The organism is Bacteroides sp. D55t1_190419_B8, from assembly GCF_015558905.1.
GTDB classification, from domain to species: Bacteria; Bacteroidota; Bacteroidia; order Bacteroidales; family Bacteroidaceae; genus Bacteroides; species Bacteroides vicugnae.
Map to the genome: position 1 here is coordinate 1 of NZ_JADMOU010000015.1, position 6810 is coordinate 6810.

Consider the following 6810-nt stretch of genomic DNA (forward strand, 5'->3'; position numbering starts at 1 on the left):
AAGGCTAAAAGCTGGGTGGGATGAAAAATATTTATCAAAACTTTTACAGGATAATGATTTTTAATGCGTCTGCCCTGCATGCGTGGGCTGTACGGCACACACTTGTGAACTATAGAAATACTGCCGCTCCCCATAGATAATTAAGCTGTCAAATACTGGTTATCATCCTATAAAGTGTGCATTCGTATGTCTTTAAATGGATTATCTCACCTAATGCTACACTAAAACAGATACAGTACAGGAATGATAGATGTCCCTTTTTGCTGATAAAAGTATGATAGATATTTTTCCACTATGTATGACCGAATCCGTACAGTTTCACTCATTTTCGCACTGTTTCATTCATTTCCGTACCGTTATGAGTGAAATTATAAATAAGGAATTAGGCACGGATTACACGGATTTCACGGTTTTAGCGTAGTGAGTGCGCAAAGCTACCGTGTAATCCGCGTAATCCGTGCCTAAATTTATGATCTGTTTAATTCAAAACGGTACGGTTTTGAGCATAATTGTGATATGTATTCAGCGACAAAAAACTTTATTATCTTATTTCTTCATCATCCGGACAATCCGTCCGTCTTTCTTGTAAGAGAAATGATTAGTATGCATTAAAACATTCAGTATTTCATCAGCAGTGCTATCAGTAGAGAATTCACCGGTAAACCGTTCTGATTTCAATGTTTCATCCTTATAGATAAATTTGATGTCGTACAACTTCTCCATAATATTGGTTATTTCCAATAAAGATTGTTGCTTAAATTCCAACTTGCCATTAATCCAGAGAAGCACATCTGTAGGCTGGTTATATTCAATTAACTCTGCTTGATAAGTATCCGTATTCACATTCAATGTCTGTCCCGGTTTCAACAAATAGCCATTCTCTTCCGTTCGCGGAGAATCTATCCGTACCAGTCCTTGAAGCAAGGTAGTCACTACCCTATTCTCATCTTGGCGTGCACGCACATTAAATTTCGTACCAAGCACACAAGTCTTGATTTGTTTGCTATTTACTATAAATGGAGCATGTTTATCATGGGACACTTCAAAATAGGCTTCACCCGACAAATCAATTTGACGATCCGAACTCCAAAAAGAATTATGATAAACTATTTTTGAAGATGCATTCAGCCATACCTTACTACCATCCGGCAACACAGTCTGCGCTCTCTGTCCGGCAGCAGTTATCACCTCATAATCCGAAAGCTTATTAGAAAGTAATCCCCAAGCAATTCCACCGGCAAAAACGAGTCCGGTAAGAAAAGCAGCCGCCACAGTAGCATAACGTCCCCAACGGATCGAGATACTTTTCCGCTTAGCCTTTTTCTCCTTTTCTCTGATAGCTGATTTAAATTGCTCCAATGACGCCTCTGTATCTACAGTATTCATCACCGCTATACGCTCACCTACAAAAAGAGTGTAATAAAGTTGCTCCAAAGCTTTCCGGTTTTCCGGTCCTTCCTCGCACCAAGCTTCCACCCGGGCAGCTTCTTCATCATTACATTCGCCTTGCAGGTAATTCACCAAGATAGTTTCATCCATGCTCTTTTATCTTTTTACAAAAAAACTATAATACCTTTGTAGTAATACAGTTGTGAGTACAAATATACTAAAGAGAAAAAGAAAAAAATATTTTTTCTCGCATTTTTATTTCATTTATCTACTTCTTTCATTATTTTTGTCTTACATAAATTAAAAGAGAATGTCACAATCTCCGATATATTTGGATATTAATAATAATAAGTCCGTTATCACTGCCCTAAAAGCAGGAGAAGAAAAAGTTTTTGACGTCGTCTACAGACATTATTTCCGTAGGCTATGTGCTTTTTGTTCCCAATATGTAGGCGAGCAGGAAGAAATAGAGGAGATTGTACAAGAAACGATGATGTGGCTGTGGGAAAATCGTTGTACTCTTATGGAAGAGCTGACACTCAAAACACTTCTTTTCACAATTGTCAAGAACAAAGCTCTCAACCGTCTTTCCCATTTTGAGATCAAACGAAAAGTTCATCAGGAAATCGTTGATAAATATGATAGTGAGTTCAATAACCCGGACTTCTATTTGAGTGATGAGCTTTTCCGTTTATATGAAGAAGCACTAAAAAAACTTCCGAAAGAATATCTCGAAGCTTACGAGATGAACCGCAATCAACATCTGACGCATAAAGAAATTGCCGAGAAGCTGAATGTATCTCCACAAACGATTAATTACAGGATTGGACAAGCCTTAAAGTTATTGCGAGTAGCTTTAAAAGACTATCTACCTTTATTCATACTTATTTTCGGACCTAATTTTTTCGAACAATCATGAAATCAAAATTCGTATTTAGTAGTTCAAGCCTGTTTATCGGACTTTTTCTTTTCTTCTTCACTGAAAACGTGTGTTCACAAGAATCCGCTGATAACTGGACTCTTAAACAAGCCCGTCAATGGACACAAAAACAAGAATGGGCGAACGGATTGAAGGCAATGCCTCATAAAACGACCGATTATCAGGAATTTGCGTCACAATATCATAAGAACAAGAAAGTATGGGACAAGACTTTCCAATGGCTAGCTACCCACGACCTTGTGAATATGCCTGCCGGACGATACGAAGTGGATGGCGAACATTGTTACATCAATGTACAGGATGCAACAACGCAAGATGTCAGTAAACGTAAAATCGAAGCACACCGCCATGGTATTGATCTGCAATATGTAGTAAAAGGCACCGAACGTTTCGGAATCACTTCAGCAGAATATGCAGAGCCTATCACTGAATACAAACCGGATGTTACTTTCTACAAAGCCAAGAAAATAAAATATGTAGATTCCACTCCGGATACATTCTTCATGTTCTTCCCCAAAAACTTCCATCAGGCATTGGTAAAGGCAGGGAAAGAACCGGAGGACATACGGGTCATTGTTGCTAAAATCGAATATATCCCATAAACAGAAACATGAGTGAACTTTTAGTCTATAAAGCCTCCGCAGGTTCGGGTAAGACATTTACCTTAGCAGTGGAATATATCAAACTGTTAATTCTCAATCCCCGCGCCTACCGGCAAATTCTCGCTGTCACCTTTACCAATAAAGCAACAGCAGAAATGAAAGAACGTATTCTTAGTCAGCTTTACGGCATACAGATAGGCGATAAAGATTCCGAAGCCTACCTCAACCGAATTAAAGAAGAGACTGGAAAAACAGAACAGGAGATACGGGAAGCGGCAGGCGTCGCCCTTAGCTATATGCTGCATGATTACAGCCGGTTCAGGGTAGAGACTATCGACTCATTTTTTCAATCTGTCATGCGCAATCTCGCACGGGAACTGGAACTTAGCCCGAATCTGAATATCGAGTTAAATAACACCGAAGTTCTTAGCGACGCTGTAGATAGCATGATTGAGAAACTAGGACCCACTTCTCCCGTCCTCGCATGGTTGCTCGATTATATCAACGAGCGGATTGCCGACGATAAACGTTGGAACGTATCGGACGAAGTAAAAAGTTTCGGACGCAATATTTTCGATGAAGGTTATATTGAAAAGGGAGAAGGACTCCGGCAACGGTTACGAAACCCGGATACCATCAAAGAGTATCGCAAGCAACTGAAAGCTCTGGAAACGGAAATACTGGAGCAAATGAAAGGATTCTACGACCAATTCGAAGGAGAACTGGACGGACACGCACTGACTGCTGATGATCTAAAAAACGGTTCACGCGGAATCGGAAGTTATTTTCGTAAACTTAATAATGGTATTTTAGGCAATGATATCCGTAATGCCACAGTAGAAAAATGTCTGGAAGACTCAAAGAACTGGGCAACCAAGACTTCTCCCCGCTACGCGGACATCATTAATTTAGCCAACTCCAGTCTCATGCAAATTCTGGAAGATGCTGAAAAGTTACGTTCCAAGAATAATTTGTTACTGAATAGTTGCCGATTATCCCTGCAACATCTCAACAAAGTGCAACTCCTCGCCAATATCGATGAAGAAGTACGTCAGTTGAATCACGACAACAATCGTTTTCTATTATCAGATACGAATGCCCTGCTCCATCAACTGGTGAAAGACGGTGACTCTTCTTTTGTATTCGAAAAGATAGGAACGAATATCCATAACGTCATGATAGATGAGTTTCAGGATACCAGCCGGATGCAATGGGGAAATTTCAAATTGCTCTTACTGGAAGGATTGTCTCAAGGAGCAGACAGTTTGATTGTAGGAGACGTTAAACAATCCATTTATCGTTGGCGAAATGGCGATTGGGGAATTCTCAACAGCCTGAATGACCACATCGAACATTTCCCGATCCGCGTCAAGACACTGGCTACCAACCGGAGAAGTGAAACCAATGTGATCCGGTTTAATAACCAAATCTTCACAGCTGCCGCCAACTATCTGAACGGAGTATATAAGCAACAGTTAGGCAAGGATTGTGAGGATCTGCAGAAAGCCTATGCCGACGTTGTGCAGGAATCTCCACGAAGTACAGAAAAAGGATATGTAAAAGTATCTTTTCTCGAACCCGACGAAGAACATGATTATACCGAACAGACATTAATTAGTCTGGGAGAAGAAGTAAAACATCTCCTCACCTCCGGAGTACGACTTAATGATATAGCCATCCTGGTACGGAAAAATAAAAGTATTCCCCGAATCGCCGATTACTTCGATAAGGAGCTACACTATAAAGTGGTATCAGACGAAGCCTTCCGCCTGGACGCCTCTCTCGCCATTTGTATGATGCTGGATGCACTGCGATTCCTTTCCGATGAAAACAATAAAATAGCACGTGCCCAACTGGCCGTAGCCTATCAAAACGAGGTTTTACAGAAAGGACTGGATTGGAATACTCTCCTACTCCTCCCTGCCGGGAATTATCTTCCCGCAGCTTTTCTTGAAAAGATAAAGGAACTAAGGCTAATGCCTCTCTATGAGCTTTTAGAGGAACTTTTCAGCATATTCGAGATGAATCTTATTAAAGATCAGGATGCCTATTTATTCGCTTTTTTTGATGCCGTGACCGATTATCTGCAAAGCAACTCTTCCGAGCTGGCCGGATTCATCCGGTATTGGGACGAAACATTATGCAGTAAAACAATTCCAAGTGGAGAAGTAGAAGGTATCCGGATTTTCTCCATACACAAATCCAAAGGATTGGAATTCCATACCGTGCTCCTTCCTTTCTGCGACTGGAAGCTGGAGAATGAAACCAATAATCAGCTTGTATGGTGTGCCCCGCAAACAGCACCGTTCAATGCATTGGATATTCTTCCTATTAACTATTCCACCCAAATGGCTGAATCGATTTATGGTAACGACTACCTGCAAGAGCGTCTTCAACTTTGGGTAGATAACCTCAATCTACTATACGTTGCTTTTACCCGCGCAGGGAAAAACCTTATTATCTGGAGTAGAAAAAGCCAGAAAGGCACCATGTCCGAACTATTGGCAAACACCCTACCGATAGTAGCCCAAGAAGAAGGGATTGACAGGGAAGAAGACTGTTACGAGCAAGGGAAACTGTGCCCTTCAGAAGAAGAAAGAAGAAAGATATCCACAAACAAGCTAACCCAGAAACCAAAAAAACTCCCTATCCGGATGGAATCCATGCGGCATGATATTGAATTTCGTCAGTCCAACCGCTCTGCTGACTTCATTCAGGGCATTGAAGAAGAAGATTCGGACGACCGCTTTATCAACCGCGGACGCATGTTACATACTTTATTTTCTGTCATCGAAACGGCAGAAGATATCGATCCGGCCATCGAACGGCTTATTTTTGAAGGAGTTATCAGAAATGATGAGAAAGAGAAGGTGGCTCGTGAAGTTGCAAAGAAAGCTTTTTCTTCCCCTGAAATTCAAGATTGGTATTCCGGAAAATGGACGCTGTTTAATGAATGTGCTATTATCTATAAAGAAAAAGGAGTTTTGCAAACCCGTCGTCCGGACCGTGTAATGATGAAAGACGATCAGGTTGTTGTAGTCGATTTCAAGTTTGGTAAGGAAAATCCTAAATATAACAAACAAGTGAAAGGATATATGCAACTTCTTACCAAGATGGGATATAAAAATATCACCGGCTATTTGTGGTATGTGGATGAAGAAAAAATAGAAAAAGTATGAAAGCTGTTCCTCTCATCGGCATTGCCCGCCATCGACTAACGATTGACGGTGAAGGAGTTACAACATTAGTTGCTTTCCATGGCTGTCCGTTGCGTTGCAAATATTGTCTCAATCCAACCTCTCTACAACCTGATGGCGTTTGGGAGAGATATGATTGTAACCAACTCTACGAGGAAGTACGTAAAGACGAACTTTACTTTCTGGCGAGCTGCGGAGGAGTCACATTTGGAGGTGGAGAACCATTATTGCAAAACGAGTTCATCCGGCAGTTTCGCCAACTTTGCGGACCGGAATGGAGAATCACTGTCGAAACGTCTCTCAATGTTCCACTACAGAATGTAGAAGAGTTGATTTCTATTGTAGATAATTATATCGTCGACATCAAAGACATGAATAATGACATTTATCAGCGATATACCGAAAAAGGTAATGAAAGGGTTTTATGCAATCTCCGGTATTTAATCGAAGAAGGCAAAGCCGGGAAAATTATCATTCGGACACCGCTCATTCCTTCTTATAATACAGAGAAAGATGTAGACTACAGCATAGAGCTTTTGAAAGAAATGGGAATCACCCAATTCGACCGATTCACCTATAAAACCCCTAATGATTAATGCCATGGCACGAGGAAAACAAACCTGTAAAATTTTAAAAGAGATTCGTCGGCAAATAGCCGAAGCGAATGATATTGAATTCATCA

Annotated in this window: 5 protein-coding genes; 4 read left to right on the forward strand and 1 reads right to left on the reverse strand. The window is 40.8% G+C overall.

Annotated features, from left to right (window positions below; translation table 11 throughout):
* Positions 1–546: 546 nt before the first annotated feature.
* Positions 547–1539: a FecR family protein gene (locus I2I13_RS13875; protein WP_195649723.1), complete on the reverse strand. Its 993-nt coding sequence runs from the start codon at positions 1537–1539 to the stop codon at positions 547–549.
* 160 nt (positions 1540–1699) lie between these two features.
* Between I2I13_RS13875 and I2I13_RS13880 the strand changes: the two genes are divergently transcribed.
* The 4 genes from I2I13_RS13880 to I2I13_RS13895 are packed head-to-tail and all read left to right on the forward strand — an operon-like array spanning position 1700 to position 6724.
* Entirely contained in the window at positions 1700–2308 is a 609-nt protein-coding gene (locus tag I2I13_RS13880; RefSeq protein ID WP_004300457.1) for an RNA polymerase sigma-70 factor, read from the forward strand.
* Entirely contained in the window at positions 2305–2931 is a 627-nt protein-coding gene (locus I2I13_RS13885) for a YhcH/YjgK/YiaL family protein (RefSeq protein WP_148367169.1), read from the forward strand. Before I2I13_RS13880 ends, I2I13_RS13885 begins: the two co-directional genes overlap by 4 nt.
* 8 nt (positions 2932–2939) lie before the next feature.
* Entirely contained in the window at positions 2940–6110 is a 3171-nt protein-coding gene (locus I2I13_RS13890; RefSeq protein ID WP_195649724.1) for an exodeoxyribonuclease V subunit beta, read from the forward strand.
* On the forward strand, positions 6107–6724 hold the full coding sequence (locus I2I13_RS13895; protein WP_148367171.1) for a radical SAM protein: 618 nt from the start codon (positions 6107–6109) through the stop codon (positions 6722–6724). The genes I2I13_RS13890 and I2I13_RS13895 overlap by 4 nt, the downstream gene beginning before the upstream one ends.
* The last annotated feature ends 86 nt before the right edge of the window (positions 6725–6810 follow it).

Coding starts and splice junctions, on each gene's coding strand:
- I2I13_RS13885 (WP_148367169.1), top strand. CDS start 2,305: ATGAAATCAAAATTCGTATTTAGTAGTTCAAGCCTGTTTATCGGACTT.
- I2I13_RS13875 (WP_195649723.1), bottom strand. CDS start 1,539: ATGGATGAAACTATCTTGGTGAATTACCTGCAAGGCGAATGTAATGAT.
- I2I13_RS13880 (WP_004300457.1), top strand. CDS start 1,700: ATGTCACAATCTCCGATATATTTGGATATTAATAATAATAAGTCCGTT.
- I2I13_RS13895 (WP_148367171.1), top strand. CDS start 6,107: ATGAAAGCTGTTCCTCTCATCGGCATTGCCCGCCATCGACTAACGATT.
- I2I13_RS13890 (WP_195649724.1), top strand. CDS start 2,940: ATGAGTGAACTTTTAGTCTATAAAGCCTCCGCAGGTTCGGGTAAGACA.